The organism is Pseudomonas parakoreensis (assembly GCF_021602155.1).
GTDB lineage: Bacteria > Pseudomonadota > Gammaproteobacteria > Pseudomonadales > Pseudomonadaceae > Aquipseudomonas > Aquipseudomonas parakoreensis.
This window is the reverse complement of record NZ_BQHY01000011.1, coordinates 163,188-188,491: the sequence shown is the minus strand read 5'-3', so window position 1 is coordinate 188,491 and position 25,304 is coordinate 163,188. Positions and strand designations below refer to the sequence as shown.

The window sequence follows — 25,304 nt, the reverse complement described above, 5'->3', positions numbered from 1 at the left end:
CCTGCTCGTGATAGCGTCAGTTCAGTCAGCGAAACTGTTGACTGAACCAGCGCCTTCGCGAGCAGGCTCGCTCCCACATTGTTATTTATTTCGATGAGACCTTGAGGTCAGTTCGACGCCTTCGCCTTACCCGCATTCATCAGCACGACCACCGCCAGCAGCGCCGACAGGATCGAACCCAGCAACACACCGACCTTCACCGAATCGACCAGATGCGGCGCGCCCGGAAAGGCCAGTGCGCCAATGAACAGGCTCATGGTGAAGCCGATCCCGCAGAGCAGGGCGACGCCGTACAGTTGCAGCCAGCTCGCGCCTTGCGGCAGTTGCGCCAGACCACTGCGAATCGCCAGGGCGCCGAGGCCGAGGATGCCGATCTGCTTGCCGAACAACAGGCCCAACGCGACGCCCAGCGGCACCGGCTCAAGCAGGTTGCTCGGGGAAATGCCGCTCAATGACACGCCCGCGTTGGCGAAGCCGAAGATCGGCACCACGGCGAACGCCACCCACGGATGCATTTTTTCTTCGAGGTAGAGCAGCGGCGAGTTGTGCTCGTCTTCCGGGTTACCCAGCGGAATGCACAGGGCCAGAATCACCCCGGCGAGAGTCGCGTGGATCCCCGATTGCAGCATGAAGAACCACAGCAGGGCGCCAGCGATCAGGTACGGCCACAGCTTTCTGACGCCGCAGCGGTTGAGGATCACCAGCAATGCGATCACCGCCAACGAGGCCAACAGCATGCTTATCGACAGGCCGCTGGTGTAGAAAATCGCGATGATCACCACTGCACCCAGATCATCAAGAATGGCCAGCGCAGAGAGGAAGATTTTCAGCGACACTGGCACCCGTTTGCCCAGCAGCGACAGTACGCCCAGAGCGAAAGCAATATCGGTGGCCGCGGGGATCGCCCAACCGCTGAGGGTCTGCGGATTGCCCCAGTTGATCGCGACGTAGATCAGGGCGGGCACCAGCATCCCGCCCAGCGCGGCAAAGCCCGGCAGCGCGCGCTGCCCCCAGGTCGACAACTGACCGGCGAGCATTTCGCGCTTGATCTCCAGGCCCACCAGCATGAAGAAGATCGCCATCAGGCCATCATTCACCCAATGTTCGATCGACAGACCAGCGACTTTGATGTGCAGGGTCGAGAAGTAGGTGGCCGCCCAAGGCGAATTGGCGACCAGCAGCGCGGCGAGGGCGGCGGCCATCAGGATCAGGCCACCGGCGGACTCGGCGGCGAAAAATCGGGAAAGAAAGGCCAAAGCAGACGGCGACTGCTGACGGGCAGGGGCAGCCTGCAGGCGTGACGGATCGTGGCTCATAGGCACGGGAACTCCGCGCGGCGGCCCGACCTGCGCTGAATTAAACCTGCCCTGCCGCGTTGTTGCGGTGGCACCCGGGCGGCATTTTACACAATAGGTGGGGGAAGGCGCGTTTTTACTGACGATTACCCTTGAATCGAGCGTTTCCAAGGAATGAATTGCCGGGCTTAATAGGAAGCATTACTATTCACGCCTCTTTCCCCCAGCACGCTGTCATGAACCCCATGCTGCCCCGCAGACCCGGCTTTTTCGAGCATTACGAAGAGTTGATCGGCACCTGGACCCGGCGCCTGCGCAATCGCGCGCAGGCCGAGGATTTGGCGCACGACACCTTCGTGCGGGTGCTCGAATCCGATTCGGCAGCGGTGCAGCAGCCACGGGCGTATCTGCACCAGACCGCACGCAATATCGCGGTCGACGGTTATCGGCGTGAGGATCGGCGGGAAGCCATGGAGTCACAGGCGATCGATCACAGTGTGTCGTCAACCGGCGACCCGGAGCATTACATGCAGGCGATCCAGTTGGCCGACTCCATCGAACGGGCGCTGCAGGAACTGCCGCTCAATTGCCGGAGGATTTTCGTCTGGCAGAAGATCGAAGGGCTGACTCAGGCCGAAATCGCCGAACGCCTGGGACTGTCCAGGAACATGGTCGAAAAATATATGATTCGCACCCTGCGGCACCTGCGCGACCGTCTCGATGGCATGCAGTCATGAGCGGCCGCCGCTTTTCATCCCCAGCCCGACAGGACATTCCATGATGGATACCCGTGATTGCGCGTGCGGGCAAACAACGGTGCGCGATGAGGCGGCACGCTGGTTTGTGCGTTTGCAGGAACCGCTGATCAGTGCCGACGAGCAGCAGCGCTTCGACGCCTGGCTGAACCAGCATCCGCAGCACCTTGACGAATTACAGTTGCTGCAAGGTCTGTGGACCGCCGCCGATCTGTTACCGGCGCCACGCCTCAAGGCGCTTGTTGAAACACCGTCAACCCGCCGCGAGCGACGTCCTTTACTGCGTTATGCCGTGGCCGCCAGTGTGTTGGCGGTGGCGCTAGGGCTCGGTCTGTTCAGTGGTTTGAATCATCCGGGCGGCTATCACGCCGAGTTCGCCACGGCGCTGGGCGAACGCAAGCACGTGGCGTTGCCGGACGGTTCAGTGATTGATCTGAACAGCCGCAGCCGTCTGCAGGTGCGTTTTGAGCAGGATCGGCGCCTCATCGAATTGAGTGAAGGTGAAGCGATGTTCAGCGTTCAGCACGACACCGCGCGACCGTTCGTGGTCGAGACCGGTAGTGGCAAGGTCACGGTCACCGGGACCCGTTTCGATGTGCGCCGCGATGCCACGCAAACCCGGGTTGCGGTGGAGCAGGGCACGGTCAAGGTGCAGGGGCGCAATGCACCGGACAATGCTTTCATCAACCTGACCGCAGGCTTCGGCACCCATGTCGACGCCGAGGGCAAAGTCGCTGCGGCCTATGCGGTCAACCCCGTCGAACTGACGGCATGGCGCAGCGGCAGACTGGTGTTCAACAACGCCAGCCTCAGCGAAGTGGTGGCGGAGGTTTCGCGTTATCGCGACAAACCGCTGAAGGTCGCCAACACGACGGTGGCCAACCTGCGCCTGACCAGCGTGTTCAAATCCGACAATACCGACGCCTTGCTCAAGGCCTTGCCAAACATCCTGCCGGTGGCCGTACGCACCTTGGCCGATGGCAGTCAGGAAATAATTTCCAAATAACATTCAGGTTTTTTTCGAGTTCATCGTCTTCCTGTTCAACTGCAACTGGTTTGCATTAACAGACGCACACTCTTGCGATCCACAGGACTACGTTCGACGTGAAAAACACCTCAGCCCACAACAAAAAATCCCCTTGGCTGCCGCTGGCTCTCGCGCTGGCGGTCAATGCCGCCGTACCGCTGGCCTTCGCCGCTGAAGCCATTCACATCCGCGCCCAGCCGCTGGGCCAGGCCCTGAGCGAACTTGGCCAGCAAACTTCGCTGCAGGTTTTCTTCAGCCCGGAGCTGGTTGCTGGCAAACAGGCACCGGCGGTCGACGGCAACCTTTCTCCCGAGCAGGCGCTGCGTCAGTTGTTGCAGGGCAGCGGCCTGGAGTATCAGATCAATGAGGGCTCGGTGACCCTTGCACCGGCCGCGACCGCTGCCAGCAATGGCCCGCTGGAACTGGGTGTGACCGACATCAAAGTGGTCGGCGACTGGCTCGGTGACGCTGATGCCGCAGTGGTGCAGAACCACCCGGGTGCGCGTACGGTGATCCGCCGCGAAGCCATGGTCGAGCAGGGCGCGATGAACGTCAGTGATGTGCTCAAGCGCGTGCCCGGCGTGCAGGTGCAGGACTCCAACGGCACCGGCGGCAGCGACATCGCGCTGAACGTTGGCGTGCGTGGTCTGACTTCACGACTGTCGCCACGCTCCACGGTGTTGATCGACGGCGTGCCGGCCGCGTTCGCACCGTATGGCCAGCCGCAACTGTCGATGGCACCGATCTCTTCCGGCAATCTCGACAGCATCGATGTGGTGCGTGGCGCCGGTTCCGTGCGTTATGGGCCGCAGAACGTCGGCGGCGTAATCAACTTCGTCACCCGCGCCATCCCGGAAAAAGCCACCGGGGAAATCGGCACCACCCTGGAAACCTCCCGTTACGGCGGCTGGAAACACATCGACACGGCGTTCCTCGGCGGCACCGCCGACAATGGCATGGGTGTGGCGTTGTTGTATTCCGGGGTCAACGGCAACGGTTACCGCGAGCGCAACAACGGTAACGACATCGACGATGTGCTGCTCAAGACGCACTGGGCGCCGACCGATCAGGACGATTTCAGCCTCAACTTCCATTACTACGACGCCAGCGCCGACATGCCCGGCGGTCTGACGCAGAAACAGTACGACGACAAGCCGTACGACTCGGTGCGCGATTACGACAACTTCAGCGGTCGGCGCAAGGACGTATCGTTCAAGTGGATTCGCCAGATCGACGAGCGTACCCAGGCAGAAATCCTGACCTATTACACCGACAGCTTTCGCGGCAGCACCATCGCCGCCCGCGACCAGAAAACCCTCAGTTCGTACCCGCGTTCCTACTACACCCTCGGTGTCGAGCCGCGTGTGTCGCGGGTGTTTGATGTCGGCCCGACCACTCAGGAAGTCAGCGTCGGTTATCGCTACCTGAAAGAGGCGATGCACGAGCAGTCGAGCCGTCTGGCGCTGGTCAACAATCAGCCGGTGGTCACCCCGACCTCCGATGGCCATGTGTTCCAGGATCGTACCGGTGGCACCGAAGCCAACTCGGTGTACGTCGACAACAAGATCGACGTCGGCAACTGGACCATCACCCCGGGCATTCGCTTCGAACACATCAGCACCGACTGGCATGACCGCGCCGTGCTCGACACCGCAGGCAAGCGCGTGCCGGAGAAAAACCGCAGCATCGAAAGCAACGAACCGCTGCCGGCACTGAGCGTGATGTATCACCTGTCGGATGCATGGAAACTGTTCGCCAACTACGAAACCTCGTTTGGCAGCCTGCAGTATTTCCAGCTCGGCCAGGGCGGCTCGGGTGACCAGACCGCCAACGGCCTGGAGCCGGAAAAGGCCAAGACCTACGAGATCGGCACACGCTACAACGATGACGTGTGGGGCGGGGAAGTGACGCTGTTCTACATCGACTTCGATGACGAACTGCAATACATCAGCAACGATGTCGGCTGGACCAACCTCGGCGCGACCAAGCATCAGGGCATCGAAGCGTCGGTGCATTACGACATGGCCGCGCTCGATCCACGCCTTGACGGGCTGACCGCCAACGCCGGTTTCACTTACACCCGCGCGACCTACGAGGGTGAGATTCCGGGCTTCAAGGGCCGTGATCTGCCTTTCTATTCGCGGCAGGTGGCGACCGTGGGGCTGCGTTACGACGTCAACCGCTGGACCTACAACATCGACGGTTTCGCCCAGTCCAAACAGCGCGCCCCTGGCACCGGCATGAACGCCGACGGCAGCTTCAACGGCAATTACATCACCGAAGGCTCGGCAGACGGGCAGTACGGCGATATTCCCGGCTACGTAACGTGGAACGTGCGCGGCGGGTATGACTTCGGGCCGCAGGTGTCGAACCTGAAGCTCGGCGCCGGGGTGAAAAACGTCTTCGACAAGCAGTATTTCACCCGTTCCAGCGACAACAACTCGGGGATGTATGTCGGTGCGCCACGGACATTCTTTGTACAGGCCAGTGTCGGTTTCTGATAACGCCTGACCCTGTGGCGAGGGAGCTTGCTCCCGCTGGACTGCGCAGCAGGCCCGATTTTTTCGGGGCGCTCCGCAACCCGGCGGGAGCAAGCTCCCTCGCCACAATGATGGGGTTCAGACCTTGAGAACTTTGCCGCCGATGGCGACGGCCACCAACAGCAGCGCCATCAACCCGAAGGCAAAACTCAGACTGCTGGCATGCGCGACAAAGCCGATCACCGCCGGTCCCGCCAGAATCCCTGCGTAGCCCAGGGTGGTAATGGCTGGCACCGCGATGCTCTCCGGCATCACCGTCTGCTTGCCCACCGCCGTGTACAGCACGGGCACGATGTTCGAACAACCCGCACCCACCAGTGCGTAACCGACCAATGCCGCTTCCCAGCTCGGCGCGAATGTCGCCAGAAACAGACCTGCAGCTGCCAACAGACCACCAAACAGAATGATCCGCGTTGCACCGACAGTCCGCACGATCCGGTCACCCATCAAACGTCCGGCCGTCATGGTCAATGCAAACGCCGCATAACCCAATCCCGCGTACGCCGTGTCGATCCCGCGCTCCTGCGCAAGAAACACCGCACTCCAGTCCAGCGCCGCGCCTTCGGTGAGGAACACGATGAAGCACATGCCGCCGATGAACAGCACAATGCCGTGGGGAATGGCGAAGGCGGGTCCCGAGCTTTCACTGCCGTACGGCAACATGTGCGGTACACACTTGAACAGCGCGCCGGCCAACACCGCTACCACTACCAGCATCGCTGCCAGCGGCGTCAGACCGAGGCCGAGCAGGGCACTGACCCCCGCTGCGCCGACAATCCCGCCAAGGCTGAACAGGCCATGAAAGCCCGACATCATGTGCTTGCCGCTGGCCCTTTCGACGATCACCGCTTGCAGGTTGACGGTCGAATCCACCGTGCCCAGACCGGCACCGAACATGAACAGCGTGGCGATCAGCGCCGGAATCGACGATACCGTCGCCAGCAACGGCAGCGCCGCGCAGATCAGCAGGGTGCCGCCGGTGGCGACTTTGCGGCAGCCGAAGCGCGTGGCGAGAATCCCCGCCAGTGGCATTGCGAGAATCGAGCCGACGCCGAGGCATAACAGCAGCAGGCCCAACGTACCTTCGTCGAGCCCGGCGCGGGCCTTGGCGTACGGCACCAATGGCGCCCACGCGGCAATGCCCAGGCCGGCGATGAAGAAAGCGATGCGCGTCGACATCTGCTGCAGGCGTCCGGGGACAAAAGTGTCTTGGGGGTTGAGGCTGGTCATATCGATCCTTGGCAAAAAACGTCGCGTCCCCCGAATGACAGTCATCGCGCGGCGAGGTTCGATCGCAGGTCTCGGGGCGGGGCAGCCGACATCCTAACCTGTAGGCATGAGACTGTTCGCGATAGCGGTGGATAAGGCAATGAACAGGGCGCCTGACAGCCCGTTATCGCGAGCAGGCTCACGCCGACAGGGGATCGCGGTTTAAAGTGAGTGCTTCCACAAGACGAACAGGGGCGGTGATGACGCAGTTCTACGATGCGCGGGGCAATATATACGGGGTGATTTCGCCGCAGGCACTTCGTGAGTCGGGGATCGATTTGCCGATGGGAGCCGCGCAGTGTGCGGTGTCGAGACCGTCCTGGAGTCAGGCGGCCATTGCCCTGTGTTGCGACTGGCCCGAGGGCCAGCGTCCGGTGGGGAGCAAGTCGCACCGCAGCGACGGTCTGTTGATCGGCCCGTTCCAGTCAGCGCCGCCGTTCGACGTGCTGATCGTCAACACTGACGGCACCTTGGCCGAGCGCAGTGGCAATGGCCTGACAATTTTTTCCCAGTCGTTGCTGGAGCAAGGGCTGATGCCGCCGGAAGGGGCGTCGCTGCGAGTGCATCACGACAAGGGTGTTGCCGTGGAAACCTCGGTGAAACCGGCCGTAGTCGAAGGCGTGAACGGGTTCTGGCTGGACCTTGGTCAACCGGGCTTCGGGCCTTCAGCGGTGGGTGCGCAGCAGGTTGAAAAGTGCGTGTTCAATGGTCATGAGGTGAGCCACGTAGCACCATTGGCACAACTCGATTCCGCGTGGCAGCACAGTCAGTTCGTGCGCATCGGCAATCCGCATTGCGTAACGTTGTTGACCGACATCGCCGAATTGCCGAGCAACTCACCAATGCGCCAATCGCCATGGGCCGAAGGCCTGACCCGAATCGCCTACGCGATGCCGACGGGCGCCGGCCAGCCATGCCCGGCGGGCGTCAATCTGCAATGGGCCGCGCTTGAGTCAGCGCAGCGCATCGTCGCCCGAGTGTTCGAGCGTGGTGAAGGACCGACGGCGTCTTCCGGTACCAGCGCCAGTGCAGTGGCCTGTGCCGCATGGGCAGTGGGTTGGGTGGCGAGCGGGGAGGTGCACGTCGTCATGCCGGGCGGGACGGCGCCGGTGTTGCTTGAAGAAGAGCGGGGCGAATTGATGCGGGTCAGGTTGTTTGGCACGGCTTGCTTGATCGGTTGAAGCGGTGATTGCCTTCGCTGGCAAGCCAGCTCCCACAGGGCAATGCATAGCCATGCAGGATCGCGAGCATTCTGTAGGAGCTGCCGCAGGCTGCGATCTTTTGATCTTGTTTTTAGAATCAAAAACAAAGATCGCAGCCTGCGGCAGCTCCTACAGGAAATGGCGGTCAATCAAGAGGGCTGCTGAACTCCACCACCGGCATTTTCCGCTGCATCAGCACTTTTCCGTCACGAATCGAATACAGCGGCAGCCCCTGGCTGCGGATCACTTCGTAATCGCTGTCCGCCGACAGAATCAGCAGGTTGGCCGGGCGCCCCTGTTCCAGTCCATAACGTTCGCCCAGATGCATGGCTTTGGCGCTGTTGTCGGTGACCAGGTCCAGCGCATTCTGCAGATTCCGGTAGCCGAGCATATGGCAGATGTGCAACCCGGCTTCGAGTACGCGCAGGATGTTGCCATTGCCCAGCGGGTACCACGGATCGACGATTGAATCCTGGCCAAAACACACGTTCATCCCGGCCTCCAGCAGCTCGTTGACCCGGGTCACGCCCCGGCGTTTCGGGAAGTTGTCGAAACGCCCCTGCAAGTGAATGCTTTCGGTCGGGCACGAGACGAAACTGATCCCGGAATGACCGAGCAAACGGAACAATTTCGCGCAGTAAGCGTTGTCGTAAGAGCCCATCGCCGTGGTGTGGCTGGCCGTGACCCGCGCGCCCATGTCGCGGCTGCGGGCCTCTTCGGCGAGTACCTCAAGAAAGCGCGAATGGGGGTCATCGGTTTCGTCGCAATGCACATCGACCAGGCAACCGGTGCGTTCGGCCAGGTCCATCAGAAACTTCACCGAACTGACGCCCTGATCGCGGGTGTACTCGAAATGCGGAATGCCGCCAACCACATCGGCGCCCATGCGAATCGCTTCTTCCATCAGCTCGCGACCGTTGCGGTACGACTCGATGCCTTCCTGTGGGAACGCGACGATTTGCAGGTCGATCAGATGCCGGGTTTCTTCGCGGACTTCGAGCATCGCCTTCAGCGCGGTGAGCTGCGGGTCGGTGACGTCGACGTGGGTGCGCACGTGCTGAATGCCGTGAGCGGCCAAGGCTTGAATGGTCTTCCTGGCGCGGGTTTTGGTGTCTTCTTCGGTGATGGTGACCTTGCGTTCGCCCCAGCACTCGATGCCTTCAAACAGTGTGCCACTCATGTTCCAGCGCGGCTCCCCGGCCGTCAGCGTGGCGTCGAGGTGGATGTGTGGCTCGACAAAGGGCGGCACCACCAGATTGCCGCCGGCGTCGAGGTCGCCGGGGTTGAGGGTCGGGGCTTCGGTCTGGCGGCCGATGCTGCGGATCAGGCCGTCTTCCAGGTGCAATTCGTGCAAACCTTCCTGGTTGCGCAGCCGGGCGTTGATGATATGCATCAGGCGAATCCTTCTTATAGGTCTGGTAGTGGCGCACTGGCGCGACGGGCGCCGAGCAGGCCGGTAACGATGACATACGTTAGCGCGGCGGCGGCAATCCCTACCAGCGGTGCGAACCACGGCGAGTGGAACGCGGCGAGCGTACCGACCGCGTAAGCCCCCAGCCCCGGCCAGTTGAACGCCGGCAGCCGTGTGTCGGCCAGACGCGGATAGCGCCCGCGCCAGCGGAAGAAAAAGTCGGCCATGATCACCCCGCCAATCGGTGGAATCACCGTGCCCAGCAGGATCAGGTACGGCACCAGCATGTCGTACATGCCCAGCAGCGCGAGCAGGGTGCCGATCACCGCGCCGGCCAGGGTCACAGTCTTGCGCCGCCCGGTGCGCAGCAGGTTGCAACCGGCGACGGCGAAGTTATAGATGGTGTTGTCCTGGGTGCTCCAGATATTCAGCAACAGCATGGCCATTGCGGCCATGGCGAAGCCTTGCAGCAGCAACACTTCAACCACGTCGGGCTGCTGATAGACGATTGCGCCGTAGGCACCGATCAGCACCATCAGGCCATTGCCGATGAAAAATCCGATCAGGCTCGCCAGCACGGCAACCCGTGCCGAGCGTGAGAAACGTGTCCAGTTGGTGGCCTGCGTCGCGCCGCTGACGAAGGTGCCGAACACCAGCGTGATCGCGGTCGACCAGTCCAGCGAACCGCTCGGCACCACCGCCAGCAAACCATCGAGGCCACCGACTTTCACGGTCGCCACCCACATCGACAGCATCAGCAGCAGCATCATCGCCGGCACCGCGATGTACGAGAGGATCTCCAGGCCGCGATAACCGACATACGCCGTGGCGCAGAACACCAGGCCGAACAGCACCATCAGGCCCAGCACCGTGCCTTGCTCCAGCGCGAAGTATTTGCCAATCACCACCGCGGCGGTTGCAGTGCCCCAGGCGTACCAGCCGATCTGGGTAAATCCCAGGATCAGGTCACTGAGTTTGCTGCCGACCTCACCAAAACAGAAACGCCCCATCAGCACCGAATTAAGCCCGCTCTTGAAGGCGATATAACCCAGCCCCGCCGCGTACAGCCCGAGCAGCAGGTTACCGACGATGATCACTGCCATCATCTCGCCAAAATTGAAGGCCACGCCGAGCTTGCCGCCGGCAAACATGGTTGCGGTGAAAAATGTGAATCCCAGTAACACCATGGCGGTCGAGGCCAGGCCTTTTCGCGCATGCATCGGGACTTCGCTGAGGGGGTAGTCGTTGCCGGGATCGTTCTGCGTCATGGGGCGTTCCTTGCTGAAGAGGGGGGGACGCGAAGCAGGTTGCAGTGGTCGTGCCAAATCCGGTTGGCGCGGGTTATGTAGAGACGAGACACGTGGATTGGCGCGAAAGCGGTGCAACCGAATGCACCCGGGCCCAATGTGGGAGCGAGCCTGCTCGCGAAGGCGGCGCGTCAGGCGACATCTGCAATGGCTGATATTCCGCTTTCGCGAGCAGGCTCGCTCCCACAAGGGCTGGGTGTTGGGTCAGAGGAATCTGAGCAGGGCGGCGATGACCGCTTCCGGGGCGTTTTCCTGGACAAGGTGTCCTCTTGGCGGGTTTGAGCCAAAAAGCATAGGCATAAAAAAACAGCCGTGAAGGCTGTTCTCTATTTCCCTGACAACACACTCTTCCCTGTAGGAGCTGCCACAGGCTGCGATCTTTTGATCTTGTTTTTAAAGATCAAGGTCAAAAGATCGCAGCCTGCGGCAGCTCCTACAGGGGGATTTGTGTTCAATCATTCACCGCGATAGATGCAACCGCTGGTGCAGGTCTCGTGAATGCGGATCGCGCTGAGTTCCGGCAGCAGAGGCTTCATTTCATTCCAGATGAATTTGGCCAGCACTTCGCTGGTCGGGTTTTCCAGGCCAGGAATGTCGTTCAGGTAGTTGTGATCCAGACGCTCGTACAGCGGCTTGAAAATCGCCTTGATCTCGGAGAAATCGCGGATCCAGCCGGTGTGCGGATCGAGGTCGCCGCTCAGGTGAATCGCCACCTTGAACGAGTGGCCGTGCAGGCGTCCGCACTTGTGGCCGTCCGGGACGTGCGGCAGGCGGTGGGCGGATTCGAAAGTAAATTCCTTGAAGATTTCCACAGTATTTTCGGCTCTGTTCAGGTGGCGTTCGCCGCAGCGATTCGGGCAGGCGGCGAGTTTACCAGCTTGTGTTTGGCGATGCGGGAAAACACTGACTAAAGGGTCAGCAAGCGCTCGGCGAGGCGACCGCTGGCGGTCAATTCGAGAAACTCGTCGCCCAGGCGGCGGCTTTCGTCCATCGCCGCGTGCCAGTATTTCTGCCGGCTCGGCGCATCGCCCATGAAGCGCTTGAAGTCGTTACGATCCGGCAGTTTGCCGTAGGGCAGGCGCGCCAGATAGTCCTTCGAAGGCGCCAGTAACAGCACGTCCTGCAAGCGCTCGACCGAGGCGCGGCGCCAAGGCAGGGTCTTGTCAAACCAACCCGGGATCACCCGGTCGGTGAAGTGCGGATAGAGCACGATGCCATCGCCGCTGTAGGGCAGGTCGAGGTGATAATCGAGCAGACCGCCATCGCGGAAGGTGCCGGCACCGGCACCCGGCAGGTCGCGCACGCCTTCCATGACCATCGGGATCGAACCGGACGCCAGCAGCGCCTGGCGCAGGTTGCCCGCATTGAGGGCGACAAAGCGTGACGGAAAGTCATTCAACGCATTCACCGGTGGGGCGAGGCGCGGATCGTGAACGATCAGCCGTTCGAAGTGCCGCGACAGCCGTGCGCGACCGCGCAGGTTATCGGCGATCACCGAGCCCAGCGCCAGGCCGAGGCGACCGCGATGATCGTCGGCCAGGCGCCCGTGGCTTTTCACCACCATGATGTTCAGGCGGTAGTCGGCGTTGTTGAGGATGCTGGCGTCGCGGCCGTCGAGCAGGTCATTGAGCATGCGCTGCGAGCTCGCGCTGATCTCGGCCATGGTCACGCCTTTGTTGAAATTCTGCTCGGCGTACAACTGGCCGAGGCGGCGAATGCCTTCGGCAGCGTCCGGCAGGCAAGCGCTGGCGAAGCGCCAGGAACCGACCGAGGCACCGATCAGCGAGCGCTCACGCGGCGCGCTCGGCAGCCATTCGCCGAACAACGCCAGGTCCAGCCCCTGAATCCCCAGCGCCTTCGGCCCGCCGGCCGCACCGGGCAGGGTGCCGACGTCGGCGGCGTTCAGGCCTTGGGCACGAATGCGCGCCATGGCCCGAGGGCCGGCCTTGAGGGTGAGGGCGGGGAACTTGATGTGAATGGCAGTCATACCGGTCTCGATCGTTAGCACGCGAACAATTATAAGCACATGTTACCGATCTCTGTAGGAGCTGCCGCAGGCTGCGATCTTTTGATTTTTAAAGGCAAGATCAAAGATCGCAGCCTGCGGCAGCTCCTTCAGGGGCAATGATGGCAATTCAGTTTCAGTTAAGTTGATCCCGCTAAGGTGCCCACCGTAGCTGCACATAAAAATACGGAGACATCCATGAAAACCCTGACTGCCCTGTCCATTGCCGCGATCATCGGTCTGACCGCCAGCCTCGCCCATGCCCGCGATCTTGGCCCCGACGAAGCCCTGCGCCTGCGCGACGCTGGTACTATCGTCTCCTTCGAGAAGCTCAACGCCACGGCGCTGACCAGTCATCCGGGGTCGACCATCACCGATACCGAGCTGGAAGAGCAGTACGGCAAGTACGTCTACCAGGTCGAAATGCGTGATCCACAAGGGCTGGAGTGGGATCTGGAATTAGACGCGGTGACTGGGCAGGTTCTCAAGGATCATCAGGATACGTAATGAAGGTTAATGTTCGCGCCACCAGCCGCACGGCGTTGGCGCTTGTGATTGTTTGCTCGGCGGCGATGGCCCGCGATCTCGATCAGGACGAGGCGCTGCGGCTGCGGCAGCAGGGGGTGATCCTGCCGCTGGAGCAGGTGCTGCAACAGGCGCTGGATCGCTACCCCGGCGCGAAACTTTTGGAAGTCGAGCTGGAGGAAAAGCACGACGTCTACGTGTATGAAGTCGAGCTGCTGACCGTCGAGGGCGTGGCGCGCGAGCTGCACCTGAAGGCCGATACTGGCGAATTAGTTAAAGACAAGGAAGATTGACCGATGCGTTTGCTTCTGGTGGAAGACCACGTGCCGCTGGCTGACGAATTGATCGCCGGCCTGCAGCGCCAAGGCTACGCGATGGACTGGCTGGCGGACGGACGCGATGCGGTGTATCAGGGCAGCAGCGAGCCCTATGACCTGATCATTCTCGACCTTGGTCTGCCTGGCGTTCCCGGGCTGGAGGTGCTGGCGCAATGGCGCGCCGGTGGCCTGTCGACTCCGGTGCTGATCCTTACCGCCCGCGATTCCTGGGCCGAGCGCATCGAAGGCCTGAAGGCCGGCGCCGACGATTACCTGACCAAACCGTTTCACCCTGAAGAGCTGCACCTGCGCGTGCAGTCGTTGCTGCGCCGCTCCAAGGGCCAGGCCAACCAGCCGACGCTCAAGGCCGCCGGCCTGCATCTGGACGAAGGTCGCCAGTGCGTGATTCGTGACGGCAGCGAGATTCAGCTGACCGCCGCCGAATTCCGCCTGCTGCGTTATTTCATGCTGCACCCGGAACAGATCCTGTCGAAAACCCACCTCGCCGAGCACCTCTACGACGGCGAGACCGAGCGTGACTCCAACGTCCTCGAAGTCCACGTCAACCACCTGCGGCGCAAGCTCGGCAAATCGGTGATCGAAACCCGTCGCGGCCAGGGTTACCTGTTCGGCGGGCAGGCTTCGTGAGGTCGATCCAGCGCCGTTTGAGCCTGGGTTTGATCAGCGTGATGGTGATCGTCGGCCTGGTACTGGCGCAAACCAGCCTGTGGTTGTTCGAAGTCGGTTTGCAGCGTTATCTCGAAGCCGGCCTGCGCAACGACAGCGAAAGCCTGCTGGTGGCGCTGGTGCGTGGCCCACAAGGTTTGCAACTGGATGAGCGGCACCTGTCGCCGGCCTATCAGCGACCGTTTTCCGGGCATTACTTCCGCATCGATTTTGCCGACAGCCACTGGCGCTCGCGTTCGCTGTGGGATCAGGATCTGCCACTGCTGGAGCACCCGGGTTTGCACAGCAATTTGCAACTGGGGCCGGACGGTCAGCAGTTGCTGGTGTTGCGTTCGGATTATCGGCGTTTGGGGCAGTCAATCTCCATCAGCGTCGCCCAGGACTACACCCCGGTGCGCGAGAGTTTCCAGCGCATGCGCCAGATCGGCCTCGGGCTGGGCCTGGCCGGCTTGCTGCTGATTCTGCTGCTGCAACGGTTGACGGTGCGTCGCGCGCTCAAGCCGCTGGAACGCGCGCGCGAGCAGATCGCCCAGTTGCAACAGGGCCAGCGCTCGCAACTGGACGATCAGGTGCCGGTCGAGCTCGAGCCGCTGGTGGCGCAGATCAACCATTTGCTGGCGCACACCGAAGACAGTCTCAAGCGCTCGCGCAATGCATTGGGCAATCTGGGACATGCGCTGAAGACCCCGCTGGCGGTGCTGCTGAGTCTGGCCTCGAACGAAAAACTCGACGCCCATCCGGAGCTGCGCAAGATCCTCAAGGAGCAACTGGAGCAAGTGCAGCAGCGGCTCAATCGTGAACTCAATCGGGCGCGTTTATCCGGTGATGCACTGCCCGGCGCGCTGTTTGATTGTGATGCGGAACTGCCGGGGCTGCTGGCGACGTTGAACATGATTCACGGCGAGCATCTGACGTTGAGCTACGTCGCGCCGCCGGGGCTGCAATTGCCTTGGGATCGCGAGGACTTGCTGGAGCTGCTCGGCAACCTGTTGGACAACGCCTGCAAATGGGCGGATGCCGAGGTGCGCCTGAGCGTGATCGAACGAACGGACGGCTTCGCCCTGAGCGTGGAAGACGATGGCCCGGGGATTCCCGAAGAACAGCGCACTCAGGTGTTCAGCCGTGGCACGCGGCTCGACGAGCAGACTGACGGGCATGGTCTGGGGCTGGGGATTGTCCGGGATATTGTCGAGACGTGGGGCGGGTTGCTGGTGCTGGGCGAGAGCGAGTGGGGCGGGTTGAAGGTGGTGATCGAGTTGCCCAAACGCTAACCCCGGTTCCCCACAAACCCCCTGTAGGAGCTGCCGAAGGCTGCGATCTTTTGATCTTGGTTTTTAAAAAATCAAAGTCAAAAGATCGCAGCCTGCGGCAGCTCCTACAGGCGAGGGTGATGCAGTCAGACCCGGAACTGATCCATCAGACTCTGCTGCTGATTCGCCAGGCTGTTCAGCGACTGGCTGACCCGCGCCGACTCGTTGGCCTGTCCGGACAGCGACTCGGTGACGTCGCGAATGGTCGCCACGTTGTTGTTGATCTCCTCGGCCACCGCGCTCTGTTCTTCCGCCGCGCTGGCGATTTGCAGGTTCATGTCGCTGATCACCGTCACCGCATCACCGATCTGGCGCAGTGCGGTCACCGCTTGACCGACCTGCTCGACACTGCCCTGCGCCTGACGATGGCTGTTGCCCATCGAACCGACCACATCCTGGGTACCGGTCTGCAGTTGCTCGATCACCTGACGGGTTTCTTCCACCGACTCTTGCGTGCGGCGGGCGAGGTTGCGCACTTCGTCGGCGACCACGGCAAAACCGCGCCCGGCTTCACCGGCACGCGCCGCTTCGATTGCCGCGTTGAGCGCCAGCAGGTTGGTCTGTTCGGCGATGGCGCGGATGGTCTCCAACACGGTGCCGATCTTCTCGCTGTTGGCGGCCAGGCCTTCGACCTGCACCATTGCTGCGCTCATGTCGGCGGCGAGGGTGTCGATGCTCGCGGTGGTGCGGTCGATCACGGTCAGGCCCTGACGGGTGGCGCGGTCGGCGTCTTTGGCCGCTTCGGCGGCTTGCGCAGCACTGCGCGCTACATCCTGCGCGGTAGCGCTCATTTCGTGGGATGCGGTGGCGACCTGATCGACCTGACGGTATTGCTGCTCCATGCCGGCGCTGGTCTGAGTCGCGATGGCCGAGGACTGGTCGGCGGTGTTGCGCGCGTCCTGCACCGAGCGTTTCACTTCGGCGATGATCGGTTGCAACTTGTCGAGGAATTTGTTGAACCAGCCGGCCAATTGGCCGAGTTCATCTTTTTTGTCGTAGGCCAGGCGGCGGGTCAGATCGCCTTCGCCACTGGCAATGTCTTCAAGCATGTTGGCCACGCCGAGGATCGGTCTGGTCACACTGCGTGCCATCAGCCACACCAGCAACAGGCCGATCAGCGCCGCAAGCACGCCGAGGCTCAGTTCGATCAGGGTGCCGGAGTGGTTGCTCGCATCCAGTTGCTGCTTGAGTGCTTCGGCGCGGCTGACCAGCACCTTTTCCGGCACGTCGAGCAACACGCCCCACGACGGGCCGCCGGGGATCGGCTGGAACGGCGACAGCACTTTCAACTGGCCGTTGCTGTGCAGGCTGCTGACGCTGCTGCTGGCGCCGAGTTGACGCAGCAGTTCGGCGCCACTGACGGTGTCCACGGCATCCAGACGTTTGCTCAGCTTGCTGGCGTCCGGGCTGTAACCGGCGAGCAGGCCGGTGGGGCTGATGATGCTCACGGCGGTCTGGCCGTCGTAGAGTTTTTTGCTCGCGCCCTGACTGATCGCCTGCAGGCTGTTGAGATTGATGTCCACCGACAGCGAGGCGATGACTTTGCCGTTGACCATCAGCGGAAAGACGATGCTGGTCATCAGCACGTTCTGGCCGTCGATCACATAAAAGTACGGTTCGATCACGCACGGTTTGAGCGTGGTGCGCGGGCAGGTGAACCAGGCGTTGGCCGCCTGACCGCTGGGGCCTGTGCTGGTATCGGTCATGTCGCTTTCCGGCAGGGCCATCGAGGTGACTTTGCCGGGAGTCGGCTGCGACCAGTAGAGGGCGAAGCGGCCCTTGTCATTGCTGCCCAGCTCGGCCTGACCGGCGAACAGTTCATCCTTGCCATCCAAGGCGTTGGCTTCGAACACCAGCGACAGACCGAGCAGCTCCGGGTTGGCCTGCAGCGCGGACTTGACCTGACGGGTCATGTCTTCGCGCAGGTCAAAAGCATCGAGGAAGCGCTTCTCGGCCTGCTCGCGCAGGAACAGCACCTGCCGCGAAAAACCGTGGCCATATTGATAGGCGTCCATGAACTGCTGGCGAATCCCGGCAGCCTGCACTTCGCCTTGCGATTCAATGCGCGCCTGGGCCGACTCGGTCAGCATCTCCATGCTCGAAGCCTTCACCAGCTCGGAGCTGTGCTCCATGCGGTACAGCGAAAGACCCACCAGCAGGGTCACGATGCCCGCCAGGCACAGGCCGGCGAGCAGGGTGATTTTCCATTGAATGGAAAGTTGTCTGAGCGACATGGAGACGTCCTTATTCGATAAATATCTGAGACTTTGCACTGTAACGGCCGCGTTTCGGCTTTCTTTATTGTTCAAGCGCAATATGACCGATTGCCGCATGCAACCAATCCCCTGTAGGAGCTGCCGAAGGCTGCGATCTTTTGATTTTGATTTTTAAAAACAAGATCAAAAGATCGCAGCCTTCGGCAGCTCCTACAGGGTGGTTCATCGGTTGTTGCATTCGGTTGCTTTGACACCATCGCCACTCTGCGGCACAGTGCGCGCCCTTCTAATAAGACCCTCTTTGCCAATCCGCCGGTTAACCGTTGGCGGACTCATCCTGTCTGGCGGTGATGATGTCATCGCCGTGTTTTTGAGGTAGTGAAATGAATGCAGTGATTGCTGCGGTCGGCATCATGCTGATCCTCAGCCTGTCCCGTGTGCACGTGGTGATCGCCCTGATCGTCGGTGCGCTGGTCGGTGGCCTGACCGGTGGTTTGGGCATCGATGCCACGCTCAAGGCGTTCAACAGCGGTCTGGGTGGCGGCGCAACCGTGGCCTTGTCCTACGCATTGCTGGGTGCGTTCGCCGTGGCGATTGCCAAGTCCGGCCTGGCCCATGCGCTGGCCGACAAGGCGCTGGCGATGGTCGATCGGCAACACGCGACCGGGGGCGGCAGCGTCAAATGGCTGCTGATCGGCCTGCTCTGGGTGGTGGCGATTGCCTCGCAGAACATTCTGCCGATCCACATTGCGTTCATTCCGCTGCTGGTGCCGCCACTGTTATATGTGTTGACCAAGCTGCAACTCGATCGCCGGTTGATCGCCTGCGTCATGACGTTTGGCCTGATCACTCCGTACATGTTCCTGCCGGTGGGCTTCGGCAACATCTTCCTCAATGAAATCCTGCTGGCCAACGTCGCGCGCAGCGGCGTCGACATCAGTGGCATCAACGTCACCCACGCCATGGGCATTCCGGCGCTGGGCATGCTGTTCGGCCTGGCCATGGCGTTCATCAGCTACCGCAAGAAGCGCGTCTATGATCTGCAGAAAATCGAGCAGGTCGAGCAAGTGGCCGTGCAGTACAACCCGCTGAGCCTGATGATCGCCGGTGTGGCGATTGCGGCGGCGTTCATTGTGCAACTGCTGTTGGACTCGATGATTATCGGGGCGCTGGTCGGTTTCCTGATTTTCTCGGTGTCCGGCATCGTCAAGTGGCGTGAGACCGATGACCTGTTCACCGAAGGCATGAAGATGATGGCGATGATCGGTTTCATCATGATTGCCGCGTCCGGGTTCGCCGAAGTGATGAAGGCTACCGGGCAAGTGCAGACCCTGGTCGAATCGTCGGCGTCGTGGATCAATCACAGCAAGGGCATCGGCGCGCTGTTGATGTTGCTGGTGGGGCTGCTGGTGACCATGGGCATCGGTTCGTCGTTCTCCACCGTGCCGATTCTGGCGGCGATTTTCGTGCCGCTGTGCGTGCAACTGGGTTTCAGCCCGCTGGCGATTGTCTGCATCGTCGGCACCGCCGGAGCCCTGGGTGACGCCGGTTCGCCCGCCTCGGACTCGACGCTGGGCCCGACTTCCGGCCTGAACATCGACGGTCAGCATCACCACATCTGGGACACCGTGGTCCCGACCTTCCTGCACTACAACCTGCCGCTGCTGGCGTTCGGCTGGGTGGCGGCGATGGTCCTCTGATTAAAAGCTGAAGATCAAAAGATCGCAGCCTTCGGCAGCTCCTACATCAATATCTGTAGGAGCTGCCGAAGGCTGCGATCTTTTTTTGGGTTCAACTTTTGCTCGCGCGTGCCGTTAACGCCTTTAACCACGCCAATAAAACCAAAAGAGTGAGCCCCCCCAATGCGCTTGAGTCTCAAGGCTAAAGTCCTGTCCCTTGCCGTCCTGCCGGTGCTGCTCTTTGCGCTGGTCATCAGTCTGACCACGCTGTTCATCCTCCAGCAGCAGGCGCACACCGAGGTCGAACAGACCCGCGAACGCCTGCTCGCCGACGCCAAGGCCACGCTGCAAAGTTACGTTGCCGTGGCGATGACCACGATCAAACCGCTGTACGACGCGGCCGCCCCCGGTGACAACGCGGCGCGGGCGCAGGCGATCAAATTGCTATCGGGCATCCGCTACGGCAAGGACGGCTATTTCTTCGGCTACGACTCCGAAACCGTGCGCCTGTTCAAGGCCAATGACCCGGAAGGTGTGGGCAAAAGCTTCAAGGACAACCGCGACCCCAACGGGGTTTACGTCAATCGCGGCCTGGTGAGCGTAGCCAAGGACGGCACCCACTATCTGCAATACAGCTCGCCACTGCCGGGTAATGCCAACGTGCTGGTGCCGAAACTCGGCTACACCGAATACCTGGCAAAGTGGGACATGGCGGTGGGCACGTCGGTCAACCTCGACGGCATTGAAGCGCAAGTGGCGGTGGTCGAGGCGCAAGTGCAGGAGCGTATGCAAGGCGTGATTCTCAGCATCGTCGGCGTGGCCGTGCTGGTGCTGTTGGTGATCGCCGCAGCGGGCATGCTGTTGGCCAACACCATTTTGCGGCCGCTGAACCTGATGAAAGCCAACCTCGACGACATCGCCGCAGGCGAGGGCGATCTGACCCGCCGGCTGAACATCAGCAGCCAGGATGAACTCGGCGAACTGGCCGGCTCGTTCAACCGCTTCGTCGACAAGATCCACGGCCTGGTGCGACAGATCACCGAGATGACCACGCAACTGACCGGCCTGGTGACCCAAGTGTCGGATCAGGCCCAGCGTTCCGATCAGGCGATGGAGCGTCAGCGTCACGAGACCGATCAGGTTGCCACGGCGATCAACGAAATGTCCGCCGCCGCCCAGGAAGTCGCCAAAAGCGCGCAGAACGCCGCGGTGGCCGCGCAGCAGACCGACGAGGAGGGCCAGAGCGCCAAGCGCGTGGTGGCTGGCAGCATCAAACAGATTCATGCGCTGGTGGATGACATTCGCAGCAGCGGCGTATCGCTCGACAGCCTGCAGCAAGACGTGTCGTCGATTGTAGGCGTGCTCGGAGTAATCCGCTCGATTGCCGAACAGACCAACCTGCTGGCACTGAACGCGGCAATTGAGGCAGCGCGGGCCGGGGAGGCCGGGCGTGGCTTTGCGGTGGTGGCGGACGAAGTGCGGGCATTGGCCAGCCGCACGCAGATCAGCACCCAGGAAATTCAGGGCATGATCGATCGTTTGCAGGCGGGCACGCAGTCGGCGGTCGAGGCGATGCGCCGCTCCAGCGAGGCGGGCGATGGCACCTCGGCGCAAGCCAATCAGGCTGGCGCGTCGCTGGATGCGATGGCCGAGCTGATTGCGACCATCAATTCGATGAACGCGCAGATCGCCAGTGCGGCGGAAGAGCAGACGGCGGTGGCCGAAGAGATCAACCGCAGCGTGCATCAGATCGCCGTGGCGGTGGACAGCGTGGCGGATGAGACCCAGTTGGGCGCGCAGACTTCGCGCAGTCTGGCGGAGCTGGGGCAGCGGTTGGGCAAGCTGGTGGGCCAGTTCCGCATCTGACGCAATCGAGAGTTCGACTCAAAATCCTGTGGGAGCTGGCTTGCCAGCGATGGCGTCCTGTCAGTCGACATCAATGTCGGATGTGCCGGCCTCATCGCTGGCAAGCCAGCTCCCACAGAGACTGTGACAATTGATCTATCAAGGTCTGTCCCAGTACGGCACTTCACCAAAGCACTCGACAAAGAAATCAATCACCGTCCGCACCTTCACCGACAACCTTCGGCTACCCGGCCACAGCACCGCAATCTGCTGCGGCTCCAGACTGTTGGACACCTGATATTCGCGCAACACCGGCACCAGCGTGCCTTCACGCACCGCCTCACCAATCAGCCATGACGGAAACATCACCAGGCCCAGGCCTTGTTCGGCGGCCTGGGTGAGAGTGTCGGCGTGGTTGCCGGTGATCGGGCCTTTGACCGAGTACGGCGTCCAGTCGCCCTGACCTTGACGAAAGAACCAGCGCTGCTGACCGGTTGCGCCTTTGTAGGCAAGACACTGGTGCTGCGCCAGATCTTCCGGGTGTTGCGGGGTGCCGTGGCGCTGCAGATAGGCCGGACTGGCGGCGACCTGAAAACTGTGCGGTGCCAGAATCCGCGCCTGCATGCTTGAATCGTGCAGCGGGCCGATGCGAAACAGCAGGTCGGCACCTTCCTGCAGCGGGTCGACGTAATGGTCGGTTTGCTGGATGTCCAGTTGCAGCTTCGGATAGCGCGCGCACAATTTCCCCAGCCACGGCGTCAAGTGACGCTGGCCGAACACCACCGGCGCATTGATGCGCACCAGCCCGGTGGGTTCGCTTTGCTGTTCCTGCAGCGCCTGTTCGGCTTCTTCCAGTTGCACCAGCACCAGCCGCGCATGGTGACCGAGCATGCGCCCGGCCTCGGTCGGCGTCACGGCACGGGTGTGGCGGTAGAGCAATTGCTGGTTCAGCGCCTGCTCCATCAACTGGATCTGCCGCGAGATCGAAGAGGGCGCCACGCCCTCGCGACGGGCGACCTCAGAGAAACTGCCGTGGTCGAGTACCGCCACAAACAGCCTCAACGTCTTGAACCCCAGTTCGTTCAGCCCGTGCATGAATCTGTCCTGTTGTGCGAGTTGCGCAAAAGTGTTGTCTGGATGCTCCCATTTATCGCACAGCGGCGCCAGCCGATAATCCGCGCCATCGTTTACTTGCAGGGGAATTTGAATATGCAAACGCTGGATGAAGTAAGTGGGGCGGCACCGGCTACCCGGTCGTGGTTGCGCCTGTTGTTGCTGCCGCTGGTGATTCTGGCCGGCATGGGCCTGTCGGTGGAGGCCGGATTGCTTGGGCCTTTGGGGGAGCAAGTCGGGCATCTGTGGGCGACCTTGAGCATCTTCGGTGTGGGTTCGGCGATTCTGTTTTTGCTGCTGTTGTTCGCAGGGCCGCAAAAGGGCCCGGCGCTGACCGAGCTGCCGCGCTGGCAGTTGATCGGAGGATTTCTGGGGCCGATGTACGTGGTGGTGCTGACCCTGGCGACGCCGCATATCGGGATTGCGATGACGATGATCGCGATTCTCTCGGGGCAGGTCGGCAAGAGCGTACTGATCGACCATTTCGGCTGGTTCGGCGCGACGCGCAAGAAGGTCAATGCCGAGCGCTGGCTGGCGTTGGTGTTGATTGTGGTGGCATTGGTTCTGATTGCGCGGGGTTGAAGAGATGAGTCTGGTTATTTTGTTGGCAGTGGTGGTGTTGGCTGGTGCGGTGTTGAGTGTGCAGGCGGCGATCAATGGGCGCTTGGGCGAGACCGTCGGGGTGTTGCGCAGTAGTCTGCTGACGTTTGTCGTTGGGGCTGTGACCACCGGATTGTTGATTCTGTTTTTTGAGCCGGCGCAGGCGGTCAGCCTCTTGGACGTGCCGAAGTGGCAGCTCACCGGGGCGCTGTTTGGTGTGGTTTACATGATGGTCATGGTCGGTGCTGTGCCTGTCGTGGGTACGGCGGTGGCGACTGTTGCGGTGATCGTCGGGCAATTGGGGATGGGGATGTTGATCGATAATTTTGGCTGGCTGGGGAACCCGGCGATCGAGCTTTCGTCTTCACGGGTGTTGGCGATGGTTTGTCTGGGGTTGGCTTTGGTTTTTATGTATCGCAGCAGTGTTCGTCGTTCTGATTGATATTTGGGTGAATATCCGTTGCTGCGGTAACGGCCACCTAGGGTTCCGCCCTGACGGCGGGTCACTTTGGCAAAAGCCCCAAAGTAACCAAAGGGCTTTACCCTGACGTTCGGCCCTCGCTTGGGCTCGGGTTCCTTCGCTACGGGATTCATCCGGGGGCAGCGCCTACGGTTTGCTTCGCTGCACCTCCTCTCGCTGTGTTTGGCTGCGCCAAACGGTCGCTGCGCTCCCACCCCCGGATAAATCCCTCCACTCAGCCTGCCGACGGGCCCTCAGATCAAGAGCGGTACTCGAGCTAACGCTCATCGTGTTGAGTGGGGCGGCTTCGCCGCAGGGGGTGTGCACGAATAAAGTTGTGGGAGCTGGCTTGCCAGCGATGGCGGCCTGACAGCCGACCAATCTCTAACTGAAAACACCCGATCCCACTGTGGGAGCTGGCTTGCCAGCGATGGCGGCCTGACAGCCGACCAATCTCTAACTGAAAACACCCGATCCCATGTAGGAGCTGCCGAAGGCTGCGATCTTTTGATCTGCTTTGGCTTTGGCTTTGGCTTTGGCTTTGGCTCTTGATCTGGCTTTTGATCTTCAGCCCCTTCGGCAGGCCGAGCGGAGGTGTCCATCCGGGGGGTAGGCGCGTAGCGCCATGCGGCGAAGCCGCATACATCGAGAGGAGGTGCAGCGAAGCAAACCGTAGGCGATGCCCCCGGATGGGCACCGTAGCGAGGGAACACTGAGCCTCGGCGAAGTGCCGTACGCTGGGGGAAGCCTTTTTGGTTACTTTTTCGGCGTTTGGAAAAAGTGACCCGCCGTAAGGGCGGAACCGTAATCAGCAACACCCGAAGCAACGGATATTCACCCGATATCGCCAGCACCCGAAGAAACGGACATACACCCCAATCCCGCAAAAAACACCAGATCAAAAGATCGCAGCCTTCGGCAGCTCCTACACTGCTATTTACGGCTTATCCCACAAGCCCAGACAACCACCCAAAAAGGAGTCTGCCCCCATGCCCGATAGAAAATGCGACTGCCCCAACTGCAAATGCACCATCAAGGAAGGCGAACACGCCTACGCCGTGCACGGCAAACACTATTGCTGCGAGGCTTGCGCGCACCACCACAAGGGCGGTGAAGAGTGTTCAAGCAAAGGCTGTCATTGCGCCCACCCCAAATAACCGCGCGCAAAAAAAGTGGAGCCTAATCAGGCTCCACTTGCAGTTTCAGGCTTTCATCATCCAGCCGTTCGGTATGGCGAACCGTGCCTTGCAGACGCCGGCCGTCGACCCTGACCACCACGGTTTTCGCCTGGTCGAGGTCCTCCGGTAACGGCGCCGGTACGCGCAGGGCGAAGCGATAGGGGTCGTCTTCGACAGCTTCAAGACCCACCTGACAGTCCACGCTTCTGGTGATACGTCCGAAAAGGGTGTCCAGGCCATAATCCAGATGCGCCGGGCTGAAGATACTGGTCATTGTGTACGCCCCCGAAGAGTCCCCATTGCCTGGCGAGAGTCTAGCTCGCCGGTCGCCATGTGACGTTTTCCACGCCGAATTTCTCCGCCATCGGTTTGCTGGTCTTTTGCACTTTTTCCCGGCCGAAACGCGGGATGCGACCCACGCCGGCATCACAGCTTGCCCAATGCCACGCCTCGGCGTTGTCCATTTTGTCCGAGCGGATAATGAACGATTTGGGCGTGCCGTGAAGGGTGTAATCGATGACAAACAGTTTTGCGTTGTTCATAAAGCCCGTATTCCTCCCTGT

At 61.4% G+C, this 25,304-nt stretch carries 23 protein-coding genes and 3 pseudogenes; 14 read left to right on the top strand and 12 right to left on the bottom strand.

Going from position 1 to position 25,304, the window contains the following annotated elements; translation table 11 throughout:
- Positions 1 to 107: 107 nt before the first annotated feature.
- Positions 108 to 1,316, bottom strand: coding sequence for a Na+/H+ antiporter NhaA (gene nhaA / locus L6D63_RS18955; RefSeq protein ID WP_095667029.1), 1,209 nt, complete (start codon positions 1,314 to 1,316; stop codon positions 108 to 110).
- A gap of 215 nt (positions 1,317 to 1,531) precedes the next feature.
- Here nhaA and L6D63_RS18950 point away from each other — a divergent pair, with 215 nt between their 5' ends.
- The 3 genes from L6D63_RS18950 (at position 1,532) to L6D63_RS18940 (ending at position 5,578) form a co-directional block, all read left to right on the top strand.
- On the top strand, positions 1,532 to 2,032 hold the full coding sequence (locus L6D63_RS18950) for a sigma-70 family RNA polymerase sigma factor (RefSeq protein ID WP_047295156.1): 501 nt from the start codon (positions 1,532 to 1,534) through the stop codon (positions 2,030 to 2,032).
- Between the two features lie 40 nt (positions 2,033 to 2,072).
- Positions 2,073 to 3,056 (top strand): FecR family protein, encoded by a 984-nt coding sequence (locus L6D63_RS18945; RefSeq protein ID WP_131670080.1) that lies wholly within the window; start codon positions 2,073 to 2,075, stop codon positions 3,054 to 3,056.
- Between the two features lie 98 nt (positions 3,057 to 3,154).
- The gene (locus L6D63_RS18940; RefSeq protein WP_131670081.1) at positions 3,155 to 5,578 is read left to right on the top strand and encodes a TonB-dependent siderophore receptor; all 2,424 of its coding nucleotides are present in this window, start codon (positions 3,155 to 3,157) and stop codon (positions 5,576 to 5,578) included.
- A 117-nt stretch (positions 5,579 to 5,695) separates the two neighbouring features.
- On the opposite strand, the gene L6D63_RS18935 is transcribed toward L6D63_RS18940, so the two are convergent.
- Positions 5,696 to 6,847: an MFS transporter gene (locus tag L6D63_RS18935; RefSeq protein WP_041070818.1), complete on the bottom strand. Its 1,152-nt coding sequence runs from the start codon at positions 6,845 to 6,847 to the stop codon at positions 5,696 to 5,698.
- Positions 6,848 to 7,086: 239 nt separating this feature from the next.
- On the opposite strand from L6D63_RS18935, the gene L6D63_RS18930 reads away from it, so the two are divergent.
- A complete protein-coding gene (locus tag L6D63_RS18930; RefSeq protein WP_131670082.1) occupies positions 7,087 to 8,067 on the top strand; it encodes a diaminopimelate epimerase in 981 nt (326 codons plus the stop codon).
- Positions 8,068 to 8,233: 166 nt separating this feature from the next.
- Here the strand turns inward: L6D63_RS18930 and codA are convergent, their stop codons facing one another.
- The 4 genes from codA to L6D63_RS18910 all read right to left on the bottom strand — a co-directional run bounded on the left by codA (position 8,234) and on the right by L6D63_RS18910 (position 12,793).
- Positions 8,234 to 9,481 (bottom strand): cytosine deaminase, encoded by a 1,248-nt coding sequence (gene codA / locus L6D63_RS18925; protein ID WP_236170372.1) that lies wholly within the window; start codon positions 9,479 to 9,481, stop codon positions 8,234 to 8,236.
- A gap of 14 nt (positions 9,482 to 9,495) precedes the next feature.
- Positions 9,496 to 10,767: a cytosine permease gene (gene codB / locus L6D63_RS18920; protein ID WP_131670084.1), complete on the bottom strand. Its 1,272-nt coding sequence runs from the start codon at positions 10,765 to 10,767 to the stop codon at positions 9,496 to 9,498.
- 494 nt (positions 10,768 to 11,261) lie between these two features.
- Positions 11,262 to 11,618, bottom strand: a complete 357-nt coding sequence (queD, locus tag L6D63_RS18915; protein ID WP_003223505.1) for a 6-carboxytetrahydropterin synthase QueD — start codon at positions 11,616 to 11,618, stop codon at positions 11,262 to 11,264.
- A gap of 95 nt (positions 11,619 to 11,713) precedes the next feature.
- Positions 11,714 to 12,793: a patatin-like phospholipase family protein gene (locus L6D63_RS18910; protein ID WP_121184624.1), complete on the bottom strand. Its 1,080-nt coding sequence runs from the start codon at positions 12,791 to 12,793 to the stop codon at positions 11,714 to 11,716.
- Between the two features lie 216 nt (positions 12,794 to 13,009).
- Between L6D63_RS18910 and L6D63_RS18905 the strand changes: the two genes are divergently transcribed.
- Genes L6D63_RS18905 through L6D63_RS18890 form a run of 4 tightly spaced genes read left to right on the top strand, consistent with a single transcriptional unit; the run spans position 13,010 to position 15,611 of the window.
- On the top strand, positions 13,010 to 13,318 hold the full coding sequence (locus L6D63_RS18905) for a PepSY domain-containing protein (protein WP_131670085.1): 309 nt from the start codon (positions 13,010 to 13,012) through the stop codon (positions 13,316 to 13,318).
- Positions 13,318 to 13,629 (top strand): PepSY domain-containing protein, encoded by a 312-nt coding sequence (locus L6D63_RS18900; protein ID WP_041070842.1) that lies wholly within the window; start codon positions 13,318 to 13,320, stop codon positions 13,627 to 13,629. Before L6D63_RS18905 ends, L6D63_RS18900 begins: the two co-directional genes overlap by 1 nt.
- Before the next feature lie 3 nt (positions 13,630 to 13,632).
- Positions 13,633 to 14,301 (top strand): response regulator transcription factor, encoded by a 669-nt coding sequence (locus L6D63_RS18895; protein WP_131670086.1) that lies wholly within the window; start codon positions 13,633 to 13,635, stop codon positions 14,299 to 14,301.
- Complete coding sequence (locus tag L6D63_RS18890; RefSeq protein WP_095667022.1) at positions 14,298 to 15,611, top strand: sensor histidine kinase; 1,314 nt, start codon at positions 14,298 to 14,300, stop codon at positions 15,609 to 15,611. The genes L6D63_RS18895 and L6D63_RS18890 overlap by 4 nt, the downstream gene beginning before the upstream one ends.
- Positions 15,612 to 15,736: 125 nt before the next feature.
- On the opposite strand, the pseudogene L6D63_RS28840 reads toward L6D63_RS18890, so the two are convergent.
- The 3 genes and pseudogenes from L6D63_RS28840 to L6D63_RS18880 all read right to left on the bottom strand — a co-directional run.
- Positions 15,737 to 16,330: pseudogene (locus L6D63_RS28840) on the bottom strand (methyl-accepting chemotaxis protein); the annotation flags it as partial.
- Positions 16,331 to 16,594: 264 nt separating this feature from the next.
- Positions 16,595 to 17,563, bottom strand: a pseudogene (locus L6D63_RS28835) (PDC sensor domain-containing protein); the annotation flags it as partial.
- Positions 17,564 to 17,948: 385 nt separating this feature from the next.
- Positions 17,949 to 18,104, bottom strand: a complete 156-nt coding sequence (locus L6D63_RS18880; protein ID WP_236170371.1) for a hypothetical protein — start codon at positions 18,102 to 18,104, stop codon at positions 17,949 to 17,951.
- A 145-nt stretch (positions 18,105 to 18,249) separates the two neighbouring features.
- On the opposite strand from L6D63_RS18880, the gene L6D63_RS18875 reads away from it, so the two are divergent.
- The 3 genes and pseudogenes from L6D63_RS18875 to L6D63_RS28825 all read left to right on the top strand — a co-directional run bounded on the left by L6D63_RS18875 (position 18,250) and on the right by L6D63_RS28825 (position 21,411).
- Positions 18,250 to 19,566, top strand: a complete 1,317-nt coding sequence (locus tag L6D63_RS18875; RefSeq protein WP_041070854.1) for a Na+/H+ antiporter family protein — start codon at positions 18,250 to 18,252, stop codon at positions 19,564 to 19,566.
- Between the two features lie 162 nt (positions 19,567 to 19,728).
- Positions 19,729 to 20,505, top strand: a pseudogene (locus tag L6D63_RS28830) (cache domain-containing protein); the annotation flags it as partial.
- Between the two features lie 84 nt (positions 20,506 to 20,589).
- Positions 20,590 to 21,411, top strand: a complete 822-nt coding sequence (locus tag L6D63_RS28825; RefSeq protein ID WP_373292980.1) for a methyl-accepting chemotaxis protein — start codon at positions 20,590 to 20,592, stop codon at positions 21,409 to 21,411.
- A gap of 138 nt (positions 21,412 to 21,549) precedes the next feature.
- Here L6D63_RS28825 and L6D63_RS18865 read toward each other — a convergent pair whose 3' ends face one another.
- On the bottom strand, positions 21,550 to 22,485 hold the full coding sequence (locus L6D63_RS18865) for a LysR family transcriptional regulator (RefSeq protein ID WP_095667019.1): 936 nt from the start codon (positions 22,483 to 22,485) through the stop codon (positions 21,550 to 21,552).
- A 114-nt stretch (positions 22,486 to 22,599) separates the two neighbouring features.
- Here L6D63_RS18865 and L6D63_RS18860 point away from each other — a divergent pair, with 114 nt between their 5' ends.
- The 3 genes from L6D63_RS18860 to L6D63_RS18850 all read left to right on the top strand — a co-directional run bounded on the left by L6D63_RS18860 (position 22,600) and on the right by L6D63_RS18850 (position 24,720).
- Positions 22,600 to 23,085, top strand: a complete 486-nt coding sequence (locus L6D63_RS18860) for a DMT family transporter (protein WP_131670088.1) — start codon at positions 22,600 to 22,602, stop codon at positions 23,083 to 23,085.
- A gap of 4 nt (positions 23,086 to 23,089) precedes the next feature.
- Positions 23,090 to 23,545, top strand: a complete 456-nt coding sequence (locus tag L6D63_RS18855; RefSeq protein ID WP_095667017.1) for a DMT family transporter — start codon at positions 23,090 to 23,092, stop codon at positions 23,543 to 23,545.
- A 1,007-nt stretch (positions 23,546 to 24,552) separates the two neighbouring features.
- A complete protein-coding gene (locus L6D63_RS18850) occupies positions 24,553 to 24,720 on the top strand; it encodes a metallothionein (RefSeq protein WP_080963240.1) in 168 nt (55 codons plus the stop codon).
- 22 nt (positions 24,721 to 24,742) lie between these two features.
- Here the strand turns inward: L6D63_RS18850 and L6D63_RS18845 are convergent, their stop codons facing one another.
- Positions 24,743 to 25,015, bottom strand: coding sequence for a hypothetical protein (locus L6D63_RS18845; RefSeq protein WP_131670089.1), 273 nt, complete (start codon positions 25,013 to 25,015; stop codon positions 24,743 to 24,745).
- Positions 25,016 to 25,055: 40 nt separating this feature from the next.
- Positions 25,056 to 25,283 carry a DUF6555 family protein gene (locus tag L6D63_RS18840; RefSeq protein WP_003223528.1) on the bottom strand — a complete coding sequence of 76 codons (228 nt, stop codon included), beginning with the start codon at positions 25,281 to 25,283 and terminating at the stop codon, positions 25,056 to 25,058.
- Between the last annotated feature and the right edge of the window lie 21 nt (positions 25,284 to 25,304).